Genomic DNA, 21,068 nt, shown 5'->3' on the forward strand with positions numbered 1-21,068 from the left:
CCTTGTGTCTTCTTGCTTGCCGTCCGGTTCAATGATGATACGATAGTACGGTTTTGCGTTGGCGCGCACAAGCTAGAGGAGGTGATTGCCGTGAAACATGACAGTAGTAGTAATACCAGTTGTAATAAAAGTGCTAATACAGTTAATACTGTTAGTGACGATTCAGACAGTATTAGTAGTAGTACGGACGTTCCCCCTGAATATACAAAAGATGAATATAACAAACCGGCAGTCACCGCCAAAACGTTTGCGATTGAAGATTTTTTGCGATTGAAGATTTTATTTGATTTGTTGGGATAAGTCGCCAGCAACCGCGCGCTAAATAAGCGCTTCTAAAATAAAGTCTAAAATTTTAAGCAAAATTTAAAATAAACGCAAAAAATAGTGGTGATAAGCGGCAAACGCGTGTAAAAATACGCGTTCCCAGAGGACTTATCATGACAATATTTACAACATCTGGAAAAAACGGTGCTAGTACGCAAGTAGACGAAAACACTCGTTTTTGGTCCGACATTATTGTGTGCGTTGGTATAATCGCGCTTTTTGGAGTAAGCGCTTTCCTTTTGCAGCGCATTAACCAGCCGATTGGACCTAAAGGAATACCTTCTGCAGTTTCAACCGACCTTATTAATTTGCCCTACTACACGCTTAGATCCGTGTTTCGTATGATGCTTGCGCTTATAGCATCGCTGATTTTTACGATTGTTTACGGATCTCTTGCAGCGCGCAGCCGCCGACTAGGCAAGGTTCTTATTCCGTTGCTAGACATTTTGCAATCCGTTCCAATTCTTGGCTTCCTTTCGGCTACAGTAACGATTTGGCTGGTGATTTTCCCAGGATCGATGATGGGAGTTGAAGCCGCTTCGATTTTTGCGATTTTTACAAGCCAGGCTTGGAATATGACTTTCTCGTTCCACCGTTCGCTTTTAAGCGAGCCGAAAGAGCTAGACGAGGCAGTGCGCAGCTTGCAACTTACGCATTGGCAGCGATTCTGGGTGCTGGATATGCCAAACGCAATGATTCCGCTGCTTTGGAATTGCATGATGAGTGTTGGCGGCGGATGGTTCTTCCTTACTGCTTCCGAAATGATTTCCGTAAACAATCACACTTACGCGCTGCCTGGAGTAGGTAGTTTTGTGGCGCAATCTGCAGCAGAAAACAAGCTTGGAAACATTTGGTGGGCTATTTTATCCATGATTGTTGTTGTGCTAGCGATTGACTTCTTCCTTTGGAAGCCGCTTACCGCCTGGGCAGAGCGATTCCGCATAACTCAAAGCGCATCCGACGAAGAACGAAAGAGTGCTGTTTTGACACTTATTCGTCATTCGCATGCCGACGAAGTTATTAGCAAGCTGTTTTCTCCAATTCGCGAGTGGCTTGAAATCATTACACGACCATTCGGACGCACAGGTTCACAGTGGCCGCGTAAAGCATCACAGCGTAAACTTGGCGACTTGGTTTTCAACATTGTTATGGCTGTGCTGATTTTGGGGCTTGCTGCTCAAATGCTTTACTTTGTAGCAACTCGCACAGGTTTGCAAGAGTTCGCTACAGCTGGAGCGTTAGGAGCTTTGACTTTTGCTCGCGTAGCTGTGCTGATTTTTGTAAGCTCGCTGATTTGGGTTCCAGTAGGCGTATATATTGGCATGAATCCTAAGATTTCGCGAATTATGCAACCTGTTGTGCAAATTCTGGCTAGCTTCCCAGCAAACTTTATATTCCCATTTGCAATGATGTGGTTTATGGCTTGGCATATTGACCTTGGTTGGGGAAGTATTATTTTGATGGCTCTTGGCACACAATGGTACATTCTGTTTAACGTTATTGCTGGAGCGAGCGCGATTCCAGATGATTTAAGAGAAATGACAAGAAGCTTTAGATTAAATCGTGTACTCAAGTGGAAAACTCTTGTTTTGCCTGCGATTTTTGGATCCTGGTGCACTGGTGGAATTACTGCCGCTGGCGGTGCTTGGAACGCTTCGATTGTGGCGGAGATTGTGGAATATGGCAAGAATCACATGGCAACTCAGGGTTTGGGCGCGTATATTACGAACGCAACAACCGTTGGTGATTCTGTAAAAACGCTTGTGGGAGTAACGGTTATGAGCTTAATTGTTGTGTTAAGTAATCGACTGTTCTGGACGCCTTTGCAAAGGTATTCAGCAAAAAGATTTGTTTTGAATTAGGCGATTGGCTAGTCGCAAGCAACCAATGATTAGTTGCTTAAATTGCTGAATAAATAAATTCAAAAAAATTAAACTTATAAACTTATAAATTTATAAACTTTACGAAAAGATTGGCAAATATTATGAACACTTTGAATAAAACCGCGGAAAAGGCTGCGCAGAATTTTGCTGCGCAATCTTCAATTACAAGCGATATCATCGACGCGAAACACATAACTCAAAGTTTCACATCGGATAGCGGCACTACTCAGCACGTGCTTCACGATATATCGTTTACGCTGCGAGAGGGTGAAATCGTTGCAATTCTAGGGCGTTCTGGCGCTGGAAAATCAACCTTCTTGCGAACAATGGCAGGCTTAATTCAGCCAACAGAGGGAACTGTAACGTATCGCGGTCGCGAGCTTACGGGTCCAAATCCTGGGGTGGCAATCGTGTTCCAAACCTTCGCACTTATGCCATGGCTTACCGTTCAAGATAATGTGGAGCTTGGTTTGCGCGCTAGAGGCGTTAGCAAAGAAAAGCGCACGGAGCTTGCGCTCGCTGCAATAGATGCGATTGGCTTGGACGGCTTTGAAACAGCGTATCCAAAGGAGCTTTCTGGCGGTATGCGTCAGCGCGTAGGTATTGCGCGCGCACTGGTTTTGCGCCCAGATGCTCTGTTTATGGATGAGCCTTTCTCTGCGCTTGACGTTCTTACTGCAGAAAATCTTCGTCAGGAAGTTCTTAAGCTTTGGTCTAGTGAAGAGCGCGATATTAAGTCTGTTGTAATCGTTACGCACAATATTGAAGAAGCTGTGCAAATGGCAGATCGAGTGGTGGTTTTGGGATCTCATCCTGGACATTTGATTGCAGACGTGCAAGTTGATTTGCCTCGCCCGAGAGACAAGCATAGTGCCGAATTTGAGGCGATGGTTGATAATCTTTATGCGATTTTGACTGGTTCTATGCCAGAGGGTGAATCTGAGCCAGATAATACTGATACAACGGTTGCTGGCGACTTGTCTGGTGCAGATGGCGATTCTCAACCTGTGGAACAGACGGATGCAGAAGAAACAGAGGCTGCTGCAATCGCCGACATGCTTATTCAAAAGCATCACGATGCGGAGGCAGAAGCTAAGCAAAACGAAGAGCAGACGGATGCGGGGGAGCCAAAACCTGAGCCTGTTGCTGTGCACTTGCTGCCGAACGCAACGCCAGGAGGAATGGCAGGTTTGCTAGATGTTATTTCGGAAGAGCCAGATGGTATTGATTTGGCTGATTTGGCTGCGGATTTGTCGTTTGAAATCGATGACTTGTTCCCACTTGTTGATGCTGGAACAATGCTTAATTTGCTTACAGCAGAAAATGGTCATATTACTATTACTCCAGCAGGTCAAGAATGGCATAACGCCGACATTTTGCACAGCAAGCAGGTGTTTGCGCGTCTTGCAATTGAGCATGCTCCTCTTGTTCATGCAATTGATCAGGCTTTGAGTCGAAACCGCAACGGCAAGCTTCGTGGCGAGTTGATTTTGGATTTACTTCGCAGCAAGCACACGGATGCTTTGGCTCGTCAGCAGTTTGATATTGCGATTAGCTGGGGTCGTTATGGTGAGCTTTTTGACTACGATGCCGATGATGACGAATTAACTCGTACTGTTGAGACGGCACCGCTTAATGGAGTTGTGCGCTGAAATAGTGCGAAATAGTGCGAAATAATGCTCAATAATGTCCATTATTGAGCATAAATTTGTGTTCTGTATGCTTTCGATAAGGCGATGCCGCATAGTCGACTTATCAATAGTCTAGCCTGCTTTTTTAAAGTTTTGGCAGATGGAAGCCCTGAAAAGCAAACTTTTTGGGAAGGATTATTCAAAGTAAAGTTGAAAAAGTTAAAATTAGACTAACTTACTTTGATGTAGCTTACGTCGATATGCGGCGGCGAGGAGGAATTATCATGGTGAATGCTGTAGAAGCATTTGATGCTAAGCATCTTAAGTCTGCTGAGGAAATCCCAGCTTTCCGTCCTGGAGATACTGTTGACGTTAACGTTAAGATTCAGGAAGGCAACAACACTCGTATTCAGACCTTTACTGGCGTTGTTATCGCTCGTAAGGGTGCTGGCGTTCGCGAGACTTTCGTTGTACGTAAGGTGAGCTTCGGCACTGGTGTTGAGCGTCGCTTCCCACTTCATTCCCCAGCTATCGATTCTATCAAGCTGGTTCGTAGTGGTCGCGTTCGTCGCGCTAAGCTTTACTACTTGCGCGCTTTGCGTGGTAAGGCTGCTCGTATTGCCGAGCGTCGTGACAACAGCGCTGCTAAGTAAATTTATTTAAGGTTAAGGATTTAACGTTAAGGATTAATATGTCTGCCGAAGACTTGCAAAATAGCGATGGTCACATTGTTAATGTGGCAGGTCACGGCTTAAATCCTTCTCCAGTTCCACCGGAGCCAGAAGAAAGACCAAGTCTAACTTCTGGCTTCAGTGCTAAACGTGCTAGGCATGGAAAAATAAAAGGGAATCATATTTCTGGATATCAAGATAGTGATTATGATTCCTCTAAATCTCAGTCCAAGGTTCGTACTCGCAAGCTTTTTAAAACATCTTGGAAAGAGCTTGTTGCATGGTATCTTGTGCCTATTCTTGTTGTTATTTTTCTTCGTGTTTTTATCCTCGGCGTATATTTTATTCCGTCTGGCTCTATGCTAGACACAATTCATATTGGCGATTATGTTGTTACGTCTAAGCTCACTCCTCGACTGTTTCCGCTAAATCGTGGAGATATTGTTGTTTTTGAAGATCCTGCTAATTGGCTTCAAGGTGAAAATAGTCGCGGCGGAATTGTGTCTGGTAAAGATCTTATAAAGCGTCTAATTGGATTGCCTGGGGATACCGTTGAATGTAAGGGCGATGGTGACCCAATTCTTGTTAACGGTGTTCCTGTGCTTGAATCTGCTTATATTAAACCAGGTGTAAGTCCTAGTTCCTTCCCGTTTAAGGTGAAGGTTAAACCTGGTCATGTATTTGTTCTAGGAGATAATCGCGCTAACTCGGCGGATTCTAGGTATCATAAGAATGATGGTGACGATGGTTTGGTACCTATTTCTAAGGTTGAAGGCGTGGCATTTATGCGTTTTTGGCCTTTGAACCGTATGGGTATTTTTGAAAATCATAGCGATGCGTTTGATGATGTAAGAAATAAGTCAGATGCTAAATAGTTCTTTTAAACGTGCGTAGATATTAGATTTGGGGAGATTTTGGCTGCTGTTCCGTCTTTTAACTTTGAGCAAGACCTTTTAAAAAGTGGCTTCGATTGGGTTATTGGATTAGATGAGGTTGGACGTGGTAGTTTAGCTGGTCCTGTTATGGTTGGTGCTGCGCTTTTTGGTGCCGATAAAATTAATTCTGGTTATTTTCCTGATGGATTAGCTGATTCCAAGCTTATTAACGCTCACAAGCGTGAAGGATTATTGGAGCCTCTTGAAAATTGGTGCGATGCTTTTGCTGTTGGTTCTTGTACAAATCGCGAGATTGACGAGTGGGGAATAAGTTATGCTCTTGGTGTTGCCGCGATTCGTGCAATTTCAGATGTGCAAAACAGTATGAGATATAAGCTTGAAAATGCTCATATTGCAGCGATTTTAGATGGACCATTTAATTATATTGGTAAGGTTTCTGGAACTTTTGATGCGCCTAGTATGGATTTTCCTGTTAAAGTTCACACTTTAGTTAAGGCTGATCAGAAGTGTGCTAGTGTTTCTGCAGCTTCTGTGATCGCAAAGGTGACTCGAGATTCTCTTATGACAAGCTTGTCTGATGATCCTAAATATAAAATTTATGATTGGGCACATAACAAGGGTTATGGTTCTAAATCGCATAGAGCTGCGATTCTAGAGTATGGTCCTAGTGATTTGCATCGTATTAGTTGGCATTTAAGCTAAAGTTCTTCGGCGTGTTGATGCCTGATGCTCAGCGTAATCTTGAATGCTAAAGGGGTAGTGAGCTAGTGCGTGGGTATGTGTTTGTAGAGAGTGTTTAGATAGCGTTTTTAAGAGATTTAAAGCTGATTTTAACAGTGCGAGCTACTCGAATTTGTAGATTCAATCTGCAGGGTATCGTGTGTTTACTTTGCAGTGCGTGAAAGTATTTTTGGAATTTAAAAGAGTTTTCTATGGACTATGGAAAAGAAAAGGATAGTTAAATGATTGGTCGTTTCTTCGCTTTTGTTCCAGGTGTTAAGCACTTGGTTGTTTTAAGAGCGGCATGTCTTGCTATATCTTCTCTTGCGAATATTGGTTTTGTGTATGTTTGTGTTGGAATTCTTTCGCCAGTGCTTATTCCTGCAAAATATACTGGCAAATCCTTGTTAAGCTCTGTTGAATTGACGTCTTATCTTATTTCTCTTGTTGGAATACTTATCGTAAAATATATTGCGTTCCATCAGTCTTGTACTATTTCTACCGAAATTGGAACTCGCGTATCTATGAAGCTTAGACCAAAAATGTTGCGTTCTATGCTTTCTTTGAGCTCCTCTAAAAAGTGGTCTAAGGGATATTCTTCTATTTGCGTGAACGATGATGTTGAGTGGGTTCAACGTTGGTCTGGTTTACTTTTGCCGCAGATCATTGCTGCTTTTCCTATGCCTTTTGCGGTTAGTGTTGCAATGTTTTCAATAAACTCTTATGTTGCCACTATTTGCGTTTTTGCGTCAATTTTTTCTACTTTGGCACTTGTATCTGCTCTTGCAGATGTTCGCGTTTTGTGGCGCTGTTTATGCGTATTTTTAACGTATTTAATGACTGGTGTGGCAATTATTTCTACAGTTTGGCTTCTTTCTGTTAAATCTGTTGGTCTTCCTGCTGCAATGCTAACTTTGCCACTTCTTATGCTAAGCGTAGATCCAATACGTAGAGTTGCTAACTGTATGCATATTAAAAATCGGGCTGTTTTAGGTTTGAATAACATTAGTGACTTGTTTAAAAGTGTTGCTTCTAGTAAAGTTCATTCTTCTAATTTAGACTCTGTAGAATCTTCTGCTTCTGCAGATTCCATAGATTTCTCAGATAATAAAAAGTCGCTGAGCATCCCAGATGGAGCTAGTAATGTTTCTCTTCATGTGCGATGCAATTTCACTGAAAATAATAAACCTTTGCGCGCATCCTTTAATATTTCAAGTGGAAAATTGAATGTAATGCCAAAGGAATACTACGAATTATTTACTAATAATGTTTTGAATGGCGTAGTTTTTAGCGATAAATCAGATGTTGCGCTATCTTACAGCGATAGATATGGTTTTCCTGAAGTAGATGTTGAATCGCCTTTTGTAGTATCTGATTTTGGTGATATTTCTGGAAACTCAACTTATGTTTCACTAAATAATGCAAATCCTGGTGCTATTGCAGATCTTGTTACTATTGTTCGTTCAAATAGTCATCTGTTTTCAGCCACCTTGCGAGAGAATCTTCTCATGGCATCGTCTAATGCTACTACTACATCCATGTGGCAAGCATTGCGTACTGCTCATGTAGATGGTGTTGTTTATGCGGATTATAACGGATTAGATTTGCGCGTAGATAATATTCAGGTTGAAAATAAGCAAGACATTTTCCGACGAATTATTATGGCTCGTGCTCTTATTCGTAGAACTCCAGTGTATATTTTCGACTATTCTTCAAGCGATATTAGTTCTGATGAAGCTAAGAATTTATGTGATATTTTGCGTCATGTTGCTAAAAAAGCTACGATTCTTGTATTTTTGCCAGACGATAACTACGTTTCTAAAGCAGACAATTTGGTTCACGTTAGTGTATATCATAATTCGCATTACACTAGTTCTAGTGCTATTAGCTCTTATGCCGAAAATCTTGCAGATGGTAGCGTTGATAAAGCTAATAAAGTAGACGAATATGCTAAAAGTTTTGATAAAAACTCTAATAAGAATTTTAATAATGCAAAACACGAAGGCTTATTGAAAGATTTAGCTCATGAAAGTAAATCCACCATATCTTCGCTGAAAAAGGCATTTTTTGCGATTCTTTCAGCATTTTCTACAGCAATCAATATAGTTTGCGCAGTATTGATACCTGTTTGCACTTTTGCAGCAATGTTCGCTATCGCTAATCGCCCGCTTTTTGGACTTGCTATGCAAGAATACGTGCTTATCGTAAGCGTATGTGCATGTTTAAGATGCATAACATTAGTAACATCTTTTGCTGGTGTGGATCTTCATCATGCGCATTTGCACAAGGCAGGTTTAAGCATGAGTGTTGGAATGGTTTTGTCGATTATTCCAGCAATCGTCTTGTTATGTTACTTTGATATTCAAATTGCTATTTTTGCTGTTGTGATTTGTTCTCTAATAGTATTTATAATTCCAGGATTATTTAGACTTAGACTCCGCAGTTTTATTAAGAAAGTTCATTCAGAACAAAAGATGGTGGAGCTTGAAGTTGATGATGTAGAACTTGGTATTGATGAGGTTCTAGCTTTCCGACAGGGTGAGCATTGTGTTAAGCGTGTTGTTGATTCAATGCGTAAGCTTTCGCAACAGCGAGTGCGATTATCTCGTAAAGTGGGAAGAATGCAGGCAATTCTTATGTCTGTTGCTCTTATAGGTATTGCGAACACAATAATGCTTGTTTCTAACACTATTCACCCAATTGTCACTAAGAATCCACAATGGAATGTTGTTTACGCGGTTATGGCAATTATTGTGCTTATTAGCCTTATTCAACAAGTTTTAGACGTTGTTATTAGGCGTATCCCTTGGGTTGTAGACATAAATCATGCAGTACGATCGTAATACGCATTATTCAAGTAATCCTATATCCAAAAGAATAACCTCTTTTATATGGCTTATTTCTTTGGCTATTCTTATAGGCATTGTTATTGGGCTTGTTCTGCCAAAAATCAATCATGATGTTGGCGAAATTACTGGTGAATACGTTGCTGATGGAGATGCTGCTGCTCTTCTTAATAAGCTAAAAGTCGCTAAATCACACCCGTCTGGATACAACAGGAGTGTCTTTGGATACAGGACTACAGATGTTGATAAAAATGGCTGTGATGTTAGAGAAGATGTTCTTGCGCGCGATTTAAAACAGGTTCGTTTTAAGTATTCTGGTTCTTGCAAGGTGGCATCAGGGCTTTTGCACGATCCTTATACTGGCTTGAATATTAATTTTGTTCGAGGGAGAAAAACTAGTGCTCTTGTTCAAATCGACCATGTTGTAGCACTAGAAAACGCTTGGCAATCAGGAGCCTGGAAATGGAGTCATGCTAAGAGGCTTAAGTTTGGTAACGATATGCTTAATCTTCTTGCTGTTCAAGGAGCAGCGAACCAAGAAAAAGGATCTGCTTCTGCAGCTTATTGGCTGCCATCTAATAAATCCTTTAGATGCGATTATGTAGCTAGGCAGATTGCTGTTAAGTATAAGTACGATCTTAGCGTTACTAGTGCGGAAAAACGTAGCATGGCTTCAATTTTGCACGGTTGTTCTGCGCAGAAATTGCCTAATAGTTGAGTTCGACGCTCTAAGCTGCTTGTGTATGTTCATATATTTTGATGCATAGGCAAATATATAAAAAGGGTTCCTAGCGATTGGCTAAAAACCCTACTCGCGGAGAATACGAGATTCGAACTCGTGAGGCTGTTACACCAACACGCTTTCCAAGCGTGCGCCATAGACCACTAGGCGAATTCTCCACATCAATCATTGTGCTAAACAGCATAACGAAAGACAACTTAAATAGGATAACATAAACTGAGGATAATGCAAAGTCGCGCGTGGCGGATTAATTTGTGGTCGCTCCGACCTACCTTTTCGCTTAAAGCGTAGCGCGCGAGCGACATTTGTAACGTTTTTACAATTGCGTGTTGTTGATTATGTGATAGTGTAGATTTTTCATATGTAGTAAGCGACTTGCCATACTTGCGATTTGCGAGGTTTGCGACTTGCGATTTACTACATATGCGCAAAACTACAGGATTATTAGCGAATACAGGATTTAAGTTTAGAAGGTGTTTAGCATGGATGTTGGTTTTGTAAAGAATATCCAAAAAATAAAGCCTAAAAAGCCAAATCCTGCGGTGGATCATAGTCCGCGCACAATGATGATTGGCATAATCTTGACGATTCTTGGTGGCGCGCTTTGGGGCACAAACGCCACTGTTTCTAAGATTTTAATGTCGCAATATCGCGTGAGTCCGTTGCAGATCGCGTGCGTTCGTCAGCTGGCTGCAGGCGTGCTTTTTGTAATCGTTGCGTCAATAGTTAATCGCAAGCAACTCGTTGGCGCATTAAGCACAAAAAAATCATGGCCAATGCTAGTCGTAACAGGCATCGTGTGTGTGCTTTTAACGCAAGTTGCGTATCTTTTTACAATCGACTGGACTAACTCTGGCACGGCTACTGTTTTGCAAAGTTTGAATCTGCTTTTCGTGCTTGTTTACGTGTGTTTGCGCACTCGAAGGATGCCTACAATGCGCGAAAACATTGGTGTTTTGCTGGCATTTGCCGGAACTGCGCTTATGGCAACGGGAGGCAATTTTAGTTCGCTTTCGCTGCCGATAATGGGACTTTTGTGGGGATTGGCAGATGCTGCAAGTACGGCGGCGCTCGCGATTATGCCAGTTAAATTGATTGCAAAATGGGGAAATCTTACTGTAAACGGAATCACGTTTATCATTGCAGGTCTTATCATGATGCCATTTGTGAAGCCATGGCAAACAATGCCACCTTTGGATTTGCGCGCGTATTTGCTGTTTACTTTTACAATTGTTGGCGGAACTTTTGGCGCATATTGGATGTTTTTGGCTGGCGTTATGCGAGTTGGATCTGTGCGCGGAACGCTTTTGGGGGCGAGCGAACCTGTTATGGCTGCAATCACGGCTGTTGTGTTTACGGGAGCTGTGTTCTCGTGGGCTGATTTTGCAGGATTTGCGCTTATTTTTATTATGATGATTTTATTGAGGTGATCATGGTGATCATGAAGAATATGCAAGTCGCAAGTAAAGAAGATAAAAATAAAGAAGATGAAAATATGCAAGATGCACAGAACACAGATGCACAAAATCCAGTCAATCGCGTAGAGCAGATGTATGAGTACGGCTATCGAAAGTCAAATTACGGCCCAGATGAGCTTGTAACAGACGCGCACGGAAATCCAATTAGCGTTATGGACGCCATGTTAAGTGCGCAAGACGCCAGCACTGCACAAACTCAGACACCACACTTATGCTTCTATTCGCCTAGAATCCCAGGAAACACAGGCTCTGCGATTCGACTTTGCGCAGTAACTGGTACGATTTTGCATCTTGTGGAGCCGCTTGGATTTAACCTTCAAGACACAAAGCTTCGTCGCGCAGGCCTTGATTATCACGATATGGCACATGTTGTTATGCATCCGAATTTTGAAAACCTTGTTGAGTCAATGCCAAATTCTCGCATAATTGCGTTTACGGCAAATGCTACAAAACTTTACACAGATATTGAGTATAAGCCGAACGATATTCTGCTTTTTGGACCAGAGCCAGGAGATATTCCAGACCCAATGGATATTATGGCTGGCCCGCATGTGGCGGAACAGGTTCGCCTGCCAATGCGTCCTTCGCTTAGAAGCCTAAATCTTACAAATTGCGCATCAATCGCCATTTATGAAGCGTGGCGTCAGCTCGGATTTGAAGGCGGAAAATAGTCAAAAATAGCCAAAAATAGTCAAAAATAGTCTTAAAACTACTAATGCATTACAATGGTGACTATGCCTGTGTTAAAACGTAAACCAAAGCGAAAGATTAGTGCTGCGCGTTGCCGCATGTACATTCGTCGCAGAATCGTGGTTTGCGTAGGGCTGCTTGTTTTACTAGCGTTTTGTATCTTCTGCATAATTAGCATTTTTAAAGGCATATCTGCAATTGGAACTGCTATAAACAAACATTCAGACGTAACAATATCCAAACAACTAGTGCCAGACCCAAGACCTGTTGGAATTATAAAAAAATGTAGTGCAAAAGACGTCCGTATTGAATTAACCTCAGCATCGCAATCTGTACCGATGGGAGGAAGCGTAGAATTTACTGCTCGCGTAGTTCATGAAGGAGACGATTCCTGCAGAATAGATGCGTCGGATGGCAGAATGGTGTTGACAATTGGAGACAGCGTAAGTGCTGATAAGTCTGATAAGTCTGATAAGTCAGATCAATCTAGAGAAAAGCAGGAAAAGCAAGAAAAGCAGCAGAAAATAGAACCGCAGTGGAGATCGGATGTGTGTGAAATTCCACTCAAGCCTCTGTTAATGGCAAAAGGCGATTCGTACGAGAAAAAAATCGTATGGAGCACGGATGCTACAGTCGGAACGCCTACTGGTAAGGATTGCTTAGATGACGCCGACTTGCCTAAGGTTTCGCGTGGAACTTACATTGCGCAAATCGAGCATAAAGATGTGGCAGGATTACAAAGCAATCCCGTGGTTATTGCCGTTCGCTAGCAGAGCAACAAAAAGAGGAAGATTTTTCCGAAAATGTTTCTCTAAATCACAAAATCGGAAACAAAAGGCGGAAAGTGTTCTTGCTTTTGTTTATCAAATTGGCCGAAATGTAAACAAACGCGGGCAAAAAGCACTAAAATCAGCGCAAAAAGTCGAAGCGAAGGGGTAAAATCGTTTCTTTGTACACGGTGTGTCATATAGCGGGCATACTCAAGGAACCGAAGAAGGCGCCCGCAAACCCAAAATCATTGATTTTAAGCGCGTTTGCTGCGATTTTCTAAAGCTCCCAAGGATTAAGAAAACTAGCTAGCGATAAAGGAACGTCCATTGGCTGCTGAACAAGCTACGACGAACACCACCAAAGTCATCGCGCGTGCCGACGAGCACAGCATTAAATTGCATAAAGCGTCGGATCGTGTGAATTTCGGCTCCATTTGTGAGCCAATCGATGTGCCATACCTCCTCGGTGTGCAAACCGACAGCTTTGACTGGCTGATCGGCTCCGAGCGTTGGAAGAAGCGCGTCGAAGAAGATGAGGCAAATGGCACGCACACTGTGCCACACGTCTCTGGTCTGGAAGAAGTGTTCCAAGAGATTTCTCCAATCGAGAATTTTGCTGAGACTATGAGCCTCACATTCTCGGATCCATATTTTGAAGAGCCACGTCACACTGTGTTGGAATGCAAAGAGAAGGATTACACATATTCCGCTCCTTTGTACGTAAACGCAGAGTTTGAAAACGGCGAAACTGGCGAGATTAAGAGCCAGACTGTTTTTATGGGTGATTTCCCATTGCAAACCCCACACGGCACATTCATTATTGGCGGAACTGAGCGCGTAATCGTGTCTCAGCTTGTGCGTTCCCCAGGCGTGTATTTTGACCGCACGCAAGATCGCACTTCCGACAAAGACGTTTTTGGCGCAAAAATCATTCCAAGTCGCGGAGCGTGGCTTGAGTTTGAGATTGATAAGCGCGATGTTCTTGGCGTGCGCGTAGATCGCAAGCGTAAGCAGTCTGCAATCGTGTTCTTGATGGCAATTGGCATGACTAAGCCAGAAATTGCAGAGGCATTCCAAGGGTATCCTCTTGTTCTCGACGCTCTAGAAAAAGAGCCAATCGACACTCAAAATGATGCTCTTACAGACTTGTATCGCAAGATTCGCCCAGCAGATACCGCAACTCCAGACGCGGGTCGCAATTTGCTCGAATCCTTCTACTTCAACACAAAGCGCTACGATTTGGCGCGCGTTGGTCGCTATAAGATTAATCGCAAGCTTGGTTTGGAAGCGGATTACAACGATCGCAGCTTGAATCGCGAAGATATTATCGCCACAATCAAGTATTTGGTTACTTTGCACTCTGGCGAAAAGACCTTCCCAGGCAAGCGTGATGGCGAAGATGTGCAGTTGCGTGTAGACGTGGACGATATTGATCACTTTGGAAACCGTCGAATCCGTCAGGTTGGCGAGCTTGTACAGAATCAGATTCGTACTGGCTTAAGCCGTATGGAGCGCGTTGTGCGCGAGCGCATGACCACGCAAGATGCTGAGGCGATTACACCACAGTCGTTGATTAACATTCGACCAGTTAACGCTACTATTAAGGAGTTCTTCGGAACTTCTCAGCTTAGCCAGTTTATGGATCAGAACAATCCTTTGGCAGGCGTTACAAACAAGCGTCGTCTTTCGGCTCTTGGTCCTGGTGGTCTTTCTAGAGACCGCGCATCTATGGAAGTTCGAGACGTGCACCCATCCCACTTTGGTCGTATGTGCCCAATCGAATCCCCAGAAGGTCCAAACATCGGTCTTATCGGTTCGCTTGCTACCTTTGGTCGTATCAACCCATTCGGCTTTATTGAAACACCTTATCGTAAGGTTGTTAATGGTCATGTGACTAACGAAGTCGAATATATGACTGCAGATCGCGAAGCCGAGCACGTTATTGCTCAGGCAAATCAGGAACTCGATGAAAATGGCAACTTTGTTGGCACTCAGGCACTTGCTCGTGTTGACGAAGAAGAAGCAGTCGATGTGCCTGTAAGCACTGTTGACTACATGGATGTTTCCCCACGACAGATGGTTTCCCTTGGCGCAAGCTTGATTCCATTCTTGGAGCACGATGAAGGCCACCGTGCTTTGATGGGTACTAACATGCAGCGTCAGGCTGTGCCGCTTATTAAGTCGGAGCGTCCACTTGTTGGTACGGGTTCCGAATGGCGTGCTGCAGTTGATTCTGGAGACGTGATTCTTTCCGAAAAGCCAGGCGTTGTAACCTACGTTTCTGCGGATATTATTCGCGTTATGAACGATGACGGAACTCAGTCTAGCTACAAGCTTTCTAAGTTCCAGCGTTCCAACCAGACTACCTGCTACAACCAGGTGCCGCTTATTAAAGATGGCGAGCGCGTGGAAGCAGGAACTGTTTTGGCTGATGGTCCTGCAACAGACAAGGGTGAGCTTGCACTCGGCAAGAATCTTCTCGTTGCGTTTATGCCTTGGAACGGCTACAACTATGAGGATGCTGTGATTATTTCTCAGCGACTCGTGCAAGACGATACGCTTTCTTCGATTCACATTGAAGAGTACGAGATTGACGCGCGCGAAACCAAGCTTGGTGCCGAAGAGATTACTCGCGACCTTCCAAACGTTGGTGAAGACGCTATTGCAAACCTCGATGAGCGCGGTATTATTCGCATTGGTGCCGAGGTTGAAGCTGGCGACATTTTGGTTGGTAAGGTAACGCCTAAGGGCGAGACTGAGCTTACTCCAGAAGAGCGCTTGCTTCGTGCAATCTTCGGCGAAAAGAGCCGTGAAGTTCGAGACACTTCTTTGCGCGTGCCACACGGCGAAACTGGTACTGTGATTGCTGTTAAGGAAATCACTCGTGAAGACGCTGAAGACGATGGCGATGAGCTTCCAAATGGCGTAAACCAGATGATTCGCGTGTACATTGCTCAGCATCGTAAGATTACGCAGGGCGATAAGCTTTCTGGTCGCCACGGCAACAAGGGTGTTATTTCCCGCATTTTGCCAGAAGAGGATATGCCATTCTTGGCTGATGGTACTCCAGTAGACATTATGCTTAACCCGTTGGGTGTGCCTTCTCGAATGAACTTGGGTCAGGTGCTCGAGCTTCACTTGGGTTGGATTGCTCACGCTGGTTGGGATATTAATTTGGATCCAGACCTTGAGGCTGCTTGGAAGAAGTATGTGCCAGAAGGCGCTGAGCACGGCGATCCATGCACTCCTGTTGCAACTCCAGTGTTCGACGGCGTGCGCCCAGAAACCTTGAAGGGTCTTTTGAGCACTACGCTTGCAGACCGCGATGGCAATAAGCTTGTTGGTTCCGACGGTAAGGCAACATTGTTCGATGGTCGCACTGGTGAGCCATTCCCTAAGCCAATTTCTGTTGGTTACATGTACATCTTGAAGCTGCATCACCTGGTTGATGATAAGATTCACGCTCGTTCCACTGGTCCTTACTCTATGATTACCCAGCAGCCGTTGGGTGGTAAGGCGCAGTTCGGCGGCCAGCGCTTCGGCGAAATGGAAGTGTGGGCGCTTGAGGCTTATGGTGCTGCTTACACATTGCACGAAATGATGACCACGAAGTCTGATGACGTTGACGGTCGCGTGCGCGTGTATGGCGCTATTGTCAAGGGCGATAACCTTCCACCAGCTGGTATTCCTGAGTCCTTCAAGGTGTTGCTCAAGGAAATGCAGTCGCTCTCCTTGAATGTTGAGGTGCTTAACTCCGAAGGAGTGGCAATTGACATGAAGGATGAGGATGATGATCCGGTGTCGTCTTCTGAAGATTTGGGCTTCAACATTGGTGCGCGACCAGATTCGTCCGCCAAGGAAGATCAAGTTATTCAAGAACCTGAATACCAGTGATACCAGTGATACCAGTGATATCAGTGATTAGAAATCACTTAATCACTAATCACTAATCACTTTAAGAAACTTAGAAAAACAATTTCATGAGACAGGACGATAATAGTGCTGGACGTCAACGCATTTGACAAACTGAGGATTGGACTGGCAACCGCCGACGACATCCGTAGCTGGAGCCACGGCGAAGTTAAGAAGCCAGAAACCATTAATTACCGTACCCTTAAGCCAGAGAAGGATGGTCTGTTCGGTGAGCAGATTTTTGGTCCTACTCGCGACTGGGAGTGCGCGTGCGGCAAGTATAAGCGCGTGCGCTTTAAGGGAATCGTGTGCGAGCGATGCGGCGTGGAAGTTACACGCAGCCGCGTTCGCCGTGAACGCATGGGTCATATTGAGCTTGCGGCTCCTGTAACACACATTTGGTTCTTCAAGGGTGTGCCAAGCCGCTTAGGTTACCTGCTTGATATTGCTCCAAAAGACCTAGAGAAGGTCATCTACTTCGCTGCCTATATGGTTACTAAGGTAGATGAAGAGCAGCGTCATCAAGATCTTCCAGACTTGCAAGACGAGTTCGATACTGAAATCGGCAATCTTCGTAAGCGCCGCGACAATGAGATTGAAGCTCGCGCAAAGAAGGTGGAAGAAGACCTGCACGAGCTGGAAGAATCAGGCGAAGCAAAGGGCAACGCAAAGTCTAAGTTGCGCGCTGGAGCAGAGCGAGAAATGGCTGCTATTCGTACTCGCTACGATGAGCAGATTCAGCGTTTGAACGCAGTTTTCGATCGCTTCAAGGGCTTGCGCGCAGGAGATATGGAAGGCGATGTTGACCTTTGGCGAGAAATGGAAGACCGCTACGGTGACTATTTTGAAGGCTGCATGGGTGCTGAAGCAATCAAGAAGCGCTTGCAGGACTTCGATCTTAAATCTGCTGCCGTAGAACTTCGCGAAGAAATCGACAATGGTACTGGTCAGCGCAAGGCGCGCGCTTTGAAGCGACTTAAAGTTGTAAACGCGTTCCTTACCACTGGGAACAAGCCAGAAGCAATGGTTTTGGATGTTATTCCAGTTATTCCACCAGATTTGCGACCAATGGTTCAGCTCGATGGTGGACGCTTTGCAACATCTGATTTGAACGACTTGTACCGTCGAGTTATCAACCGTAACAACCGTTTGAAGAGGTTGATTGAACTTGGTGCCCCTGAAATCATGCTTAACAACGAAAAGCGCATGCTTCAGGAAGCAGTTGATTCACTCTTCGACAACGGTCGTCGTGGTCGCCCAGTAACTGGCGCATCGAACCGTCCACTAAAGTCGCTTTCCGATATGCTTAAAGGTAAGCAGGGTCGATTCCGTCAGAACTTGCTCGGTAAGCGAGTTGATTACTCTGGTCGTTCCGTAATCGTTGTTGGCCCAAGCCTTCGCATGCATCAGTGTGGTTTGCCTAAGCCAATGGCGTTGGAGCTGTTTAAGCCATTCGTTATTAAGCGTTTGGTGGATCAGGGCTTTGCTCAGAATATGAAGAGCGCAAAGCGTCTTGTAGATCGCGGAGATTCCGAGGTTTGGGGCGTGCTTGAGGAAGTTATTTCTGAGCATCCTGTGCTTCTTAACCGTGCTCCTACGCTTCACCGTTTGGGTATTCAGGCATTCGAGCCAATTCTGGTTGAAGGTAAAGCAATTCACCTTCCACCACTTGCTTGCGCCGCATTCAACGCCGACTTCGATGGTGACCAGATGGCAGTGCACCTGCCACTTTCCGCCGAAGCTCAGGCAGAAGCTCGTAGCTTGATGATGGCATCCGACAATATCTTGAAGCCAGCAGATGGTCACACTGTTACCATGCCATCTCAGGATATGATTTTGGGCTTGTACTACTTGTCTACCGTAATCGACGGAGCAAAGGGTCAAGGACGAATCTTCTCCTCGCTTGCCGAAGCGCAAATGGCACTCGACAAGCATGAGATTGACATGCAGGCAAAGGTATTAATCCGCGTGCCAGAAGATTTTGTGCTACCAAAGGATTGGGAGCCAGGAGAACTTAAGGTCGTAGACCCAGAGCCAGGCAGCCCAGATGTTGTTCACGAAGAGCGCTTTAAGGATGGAACTGTATTGTTCGCCACATCCTACGGTCGCGTGTTGTTTAACGGCACTCTTCCAGAGGACTATCCGTTTGTAAACCAGCAGGTTCCAAAGGGTGTGCTCTCCAAGATTGTTGACGATATCGCTACACGTTATTCCACCGCTCAGGTCGCCGCATCCCTTGATGCTTTGAAGGATCTTGGCTTTACTCGAGCACCTTGGTCTGGCGTTACAATGGCATTCTCTGATATTGTGCTTCCTCCAAATCGTGAGGCTATTGCACAAGACTACGAGAATCAGGCTGCAAAGATTAACTCCCAGTACGATATGGGTCTTCTTACAGATGAAGAGCGTCGTCAAGAGTTGATTAACTTGTGGACTGAATGCACCGATAAAGTTGCAGATGCTATGCGTGAGAACTTCCATGATGATAACAACGTGAACATCATGGTTCAGTCTGGTGCACGCGGTAACTGGATGCAGATTCGTCAGATTGCTGGTATGCGAGGCTTAGTGGCAAACCCTAAGGGTGAGATTATTCCTCGTCCTGTCAAGTCAAACTACCGTGATGGTCTTTCTGTGTTGGAGTACTTCATCTCCCAGCACGGTGCGCGTAAGGGCTTGGCTGATACCGCACTTCGTACTGCAGAATCTGGTTACTTGACTCGTCGTCTTGTTGACGTTTCTCAGGAAGTTATTGTTCGTGAGGAAGATTGCGGCACAAAGCGTGGTCTTATGATGAAGATTGCGGACCGCGACGAAAATGGCAATTTGACGCTTGTTAAGGCTGCTGATGGTGGTCCATACTCGCGATTGCTTGCTGCAGATGTGCTTGATCCAGCAGACGGTACAACCGTTTTGGCTAAGTGTGGTGACGCGCTTTCGATGGATGTTTTGCGTGACTTGGTTGCGCATGGTGTTGAAGAAGTTAAGGCTCGTTCTGTGCTTACTTGCGAGTCTAAGCGTGGCGTTTGCGCAAAGTGCTACGGTTGGTCTTTGGCTACAAGCTCTCTTGTTGATGTTGGCGAGGCTGTTGGTATTGTTGCAGCACAGTCTATTGGTGAGCCTGGTACGCAGCTTACGCTTCGTTCCTTCCACTCTGGTGGTGTTGCTTCGGCTTCTGATATTACGCAGGGTCTTCCTCGTGTTACCGAGCTTTTCGAGGCTCGTACACCTAAGGGCGAGGCTCCAATTGCTGAGTTCCCAGGTGTTGTGAAGGTTGAGGATACTGACCATGGTCGTCAGGTGACTTTGACTCCAGACGATACTACGGTTGAGCCAATCGTTTACCCAGTAACTCGTCGTGCTCCAATGCTTGTTAAGGATGGAGACCACGTTGAGGTTGGTACACAGCTGATTGAAGGTTCTGTGGATCCTAAGAAGATTCTGCGAATTCTTGGTCCTCGTGCTGCTCAGGTGAACATTGTGGAAGAAGTGCACAACGTGTACCGTTCTCAGGGCGTTGATATTCACGATAAGCATATTGAGGTTATTGTGCACCAGATGCTTCGCCGTATTACGGTGATTGATTCTGGAGACACGAACCTTCTTCCAGGCGAACTTGTGGATCAGGCTAAGTTCCGCGAGGCAAATCTTGAGGCTGTTAAGAATGGTGGTAAGCCTGCTGCTGGTCGTCCAGAGCTTATGGGTATTACAAAGGCTTCTTTGGCTACAGATTCTTGGCTTTCTGCCGCATCCTTCCAGGAGACTACACGCGTGCTTACTGAAGCTGCTTTGAGCCAGAAGGAAGATGATCTTAAGGGCTTGAAGGAGAACGTTATTATTGGTAAGCTCATCCCAGCTGGTACTGGTTTGGCGCGTTATCGTAATGCGGATGTCTTTGCAGATCCAGAGGTGCGTGATGCTGTTTATCCAAACCTTGGTTTGGGTGGAGCAAATGGCACTCCGTCAAACTTTGGCGAGAGCAACATGGGAGATGTTGATTTCTCGAACATTGATTTTGGCGACATGCAGCTTGGGGATGAGTTTAATCCAGATGACTTCCTTGATGATCAGGGTGGTCAGGGTGATTATGACGATGACCTTAACTAATCAGACTATGTATAACTGGTGATTTTAGGCTATCCATACTGTTTATGGGTGATTTGCTTAAATCTCTAGGTTTGGTTTTGCTAGTCTGAATCGAATTAGCCGTTGCAAGTTGTTTTACACATCTTGCAGCGGCTTTTTGTTTTATGCATTTTTGTTTTACACATCTTGCAACGGCTTTTTGTTTTTTGTGCGTTTACTTTCTCCTGCTTTTGTTTCTTTTTGCCCGTGTTTGTTTACGTATTGGGTCAAATGGTAAACAAAAGCAGGAATGCTTGCCCGAGTTTGTTCCCTTTTTGGGTTGAGTGGGAAACAAATGCGGGGATTATTGCCTGTGTTTGTTTGCGTTTTGGGTCGAGTGGTAAACAAAAGCAGGAGTGCTTGCCCGAGTTTGTTTATGT

The 21,068-nt window shown here is 44.7% G+C and carries 13 protein-coding genes and 1 tRNA gene; 13 read left to right on the forward strand and 1 reads right to left on the reverse strand.

Annotated elements, in window-relative coordinates; genetic code table 11:
• Positions 1 to 42 precede the first annotated feature (42 nt).
• The 8 genes from ABVC65_RS03285 to ABVC65_RS03320 all read left to right on the forward strand — a co-directional run bounded on the left by ABVC65_RS03285 (position 43) and on the right by ABVC65_RS03320 (position 9,689).
• Complete coding sequence (locus tag ABVC65_RS03285; protein ID WP_101890217.1) at positions 43 to 300, forward strand: hypothetical protein; 258 nt, start codon at positions 43 to 45, stop codon at positions 298 to 300.
• Between the two features lie 137 nt (positions 301 to 437).
• Positions 438 to 2,186 (forward strand): ABC transporter permease, encoded by a 1,749-nt coding sequence (locus ABVC65_RS03290; protein ID WP_101890030.1) that lies wholly within the window; start codon positions 438 to 440, stop codon positions 2,184 to 2,186.
• Positions 2,187 to 2,308: 122 nt separating this feature from the next.
• Positions 2,309 to 3,859, forward strand: a complete 1,551-nt coding sequence (locus ABVC65_RS03295; RefSeq protein WP_353582586.1) for an ABC transporter ATP-binding protein — start codon at positions 2,309 to 2,311, stop codon at positions 3,857 to 3,859.
• A gap of 263 nt (positions 3,860 to 4,122) precedes the next feature.
• Positions 4,123 to 4,491: a 50S ribosomal protein L19 gene (rplS, locus tag ABVC65_RS03300; protein ID WP_004114457.1), complete on the forward strand. Its 369-nt coding sequence runs from the start codon at positions 4,123 to 4,125 to the stop codon at positions 4,489 to 4,491.
• 38 nt (positions 4,492 to 4,529) lie between these two features.
• Positions 4,530 to 5,384 (forward strand): signal peptidase I, encoded by an 855-nt coding sequence (gene lepB / locus ABVC65_RS03305; protein ID WP_004114465.1) that lies wholly within the window; start codon positions 4,530 to 4,532, stop codon positions 5,382 to 5,384.
• A 39-nt stretch (positions 5,385 to 5,423) separates the two neighbouring features.
• Positions 5,424 to 6,107, forward strand: coding sequence for a ribonuclease HII (locus ABVC65_RS03310; protein ID WP_020761877.1), 684 nt, complete (start codon positions 5,424 to 5,426; stop codon positions 6,105 to 6,107).
• 260 nt (positions 6,108 to 6,367) lie between these two features.
• A complete protein-coding gene (locus tag ABVC65_RS03315) occupies positions 6,368 to 8,968 on the forward strand; it encodes an ABC transporter ATP-binding protein (protein WP_353582587.1) in 2,601 nt (866 codons plus the stop codon).
• Positions 8,952 to 9,689, forward strand: a complete 738-nt coding sequence (locus ABVC65_RS03320; protein ID WP_004573794.1) for an HNH endonuclease family protein — start codon at positions 8,952 to 8,954, stop codon at positions 9,687 to 9,689. The genes ABVC65_RS03315 and ABVC65_RS03320 overlap by 17 nt, the downstream gene beginning before the upstream one ends.
• 97 nt (positions 9,690 to 9,786) lie before the next feature.
• On the opposite strand, the gene ABVC65_RS03325 is transcribed toward ABVC65_RS03320, so the two are convergent.
• Positions 9,787 to 9,871 (reverse strand) — tRNA-Ser (locus ABVC65_RS03325).
• A 324-nt stretch (positions 9,872 to 10,195) separates the two neighbouring features.
• On the opposite strand from ABVC65_RS03325, the gene ABVC65_RS03330 reads away from it, so the two are divergent.
• From ABVC65_RS03330 to ABVC65_RS03350, 5 genes are all read left to right on the forward strand, one after another.
• Positions 10,196 to 11,143 (forward strand): DMT family transporter, encoded by a 948-nt coding sequence (locus tag ABVC65_RS03330; RefSeq protein WP_004122664.1) that lies wholly within the window; start codon positions 10,196 to 10,198, stop codon positions 11,141 to 11,143.
• A 65-nt stretch (positions 11,144 to 11,208) separates the two neighbouring features.
• Positions 11,209 to 11,862 (forward strand): tRNA (cytidine(34)-2'-O)-methyltransferase, encoded by a 654-nt coding sequence (locus tag ABVC65_RS03335; protein WP_230454733.1) that lies wholly within the window; start codon positions 11,209 to 11,211, stop codon positions 11,860 to 11,862.
• Between the two features lie 54 nt (positions 11,863 to 11,916).
• Positions 11,917 to 12,651 (forward strand): peptide ABC transporter permease, encoded by a 735-nt coding sequence (locus ABVC65_RS03340; RefSeq protein ID WP_435528274.1) that lies wholly within the window; start codon positions 11,917 to 11,919, stop codon positions 12,649 to 12,651.
• A gap of 327 nt (positions 12,652 to 12,978) precedes the next feature.
• Positions 12,979 to 16,545 carry a DNA-directed RNA polymerase subunit beta gene (gene rpoB, locus ABVC65_RS03345; protein WP_116692289.1) on the forward strand — a complete coding sequence of 1,189 codons (3,567 nt, stop codon included), beginning with the start codon at positions 12,979 to 12,981 and terminating at the stop codon, positions 16,543 to 16,545.
• Between the two features lie 105 nt (positions 16,546 to 16,650).
• Positions 16,651 to 20,670, forward strand: coding sequence for a DNA-directed RNA polymerase subunit beta' (locus ABVC65_RS03350; RefSeq protein ID WP_004122660.1), 4,020 nt, complete (start codon positions 16,651 to 16,653; stop codon positions 20,668 to 20,670).
• Positions 20,671 to 21,068 lie beyond the last annotated feature (398 nt).

This window comes from Gardnerella vaginalis, assembly GCF_040427915.1.
Lineage (GTDB): Bacteria > Actinomycetota > Actinomycetes > Actinomycetales > Bifidobacteriaceae > Bifidobacterium > Bifidobacterium vaginale_C.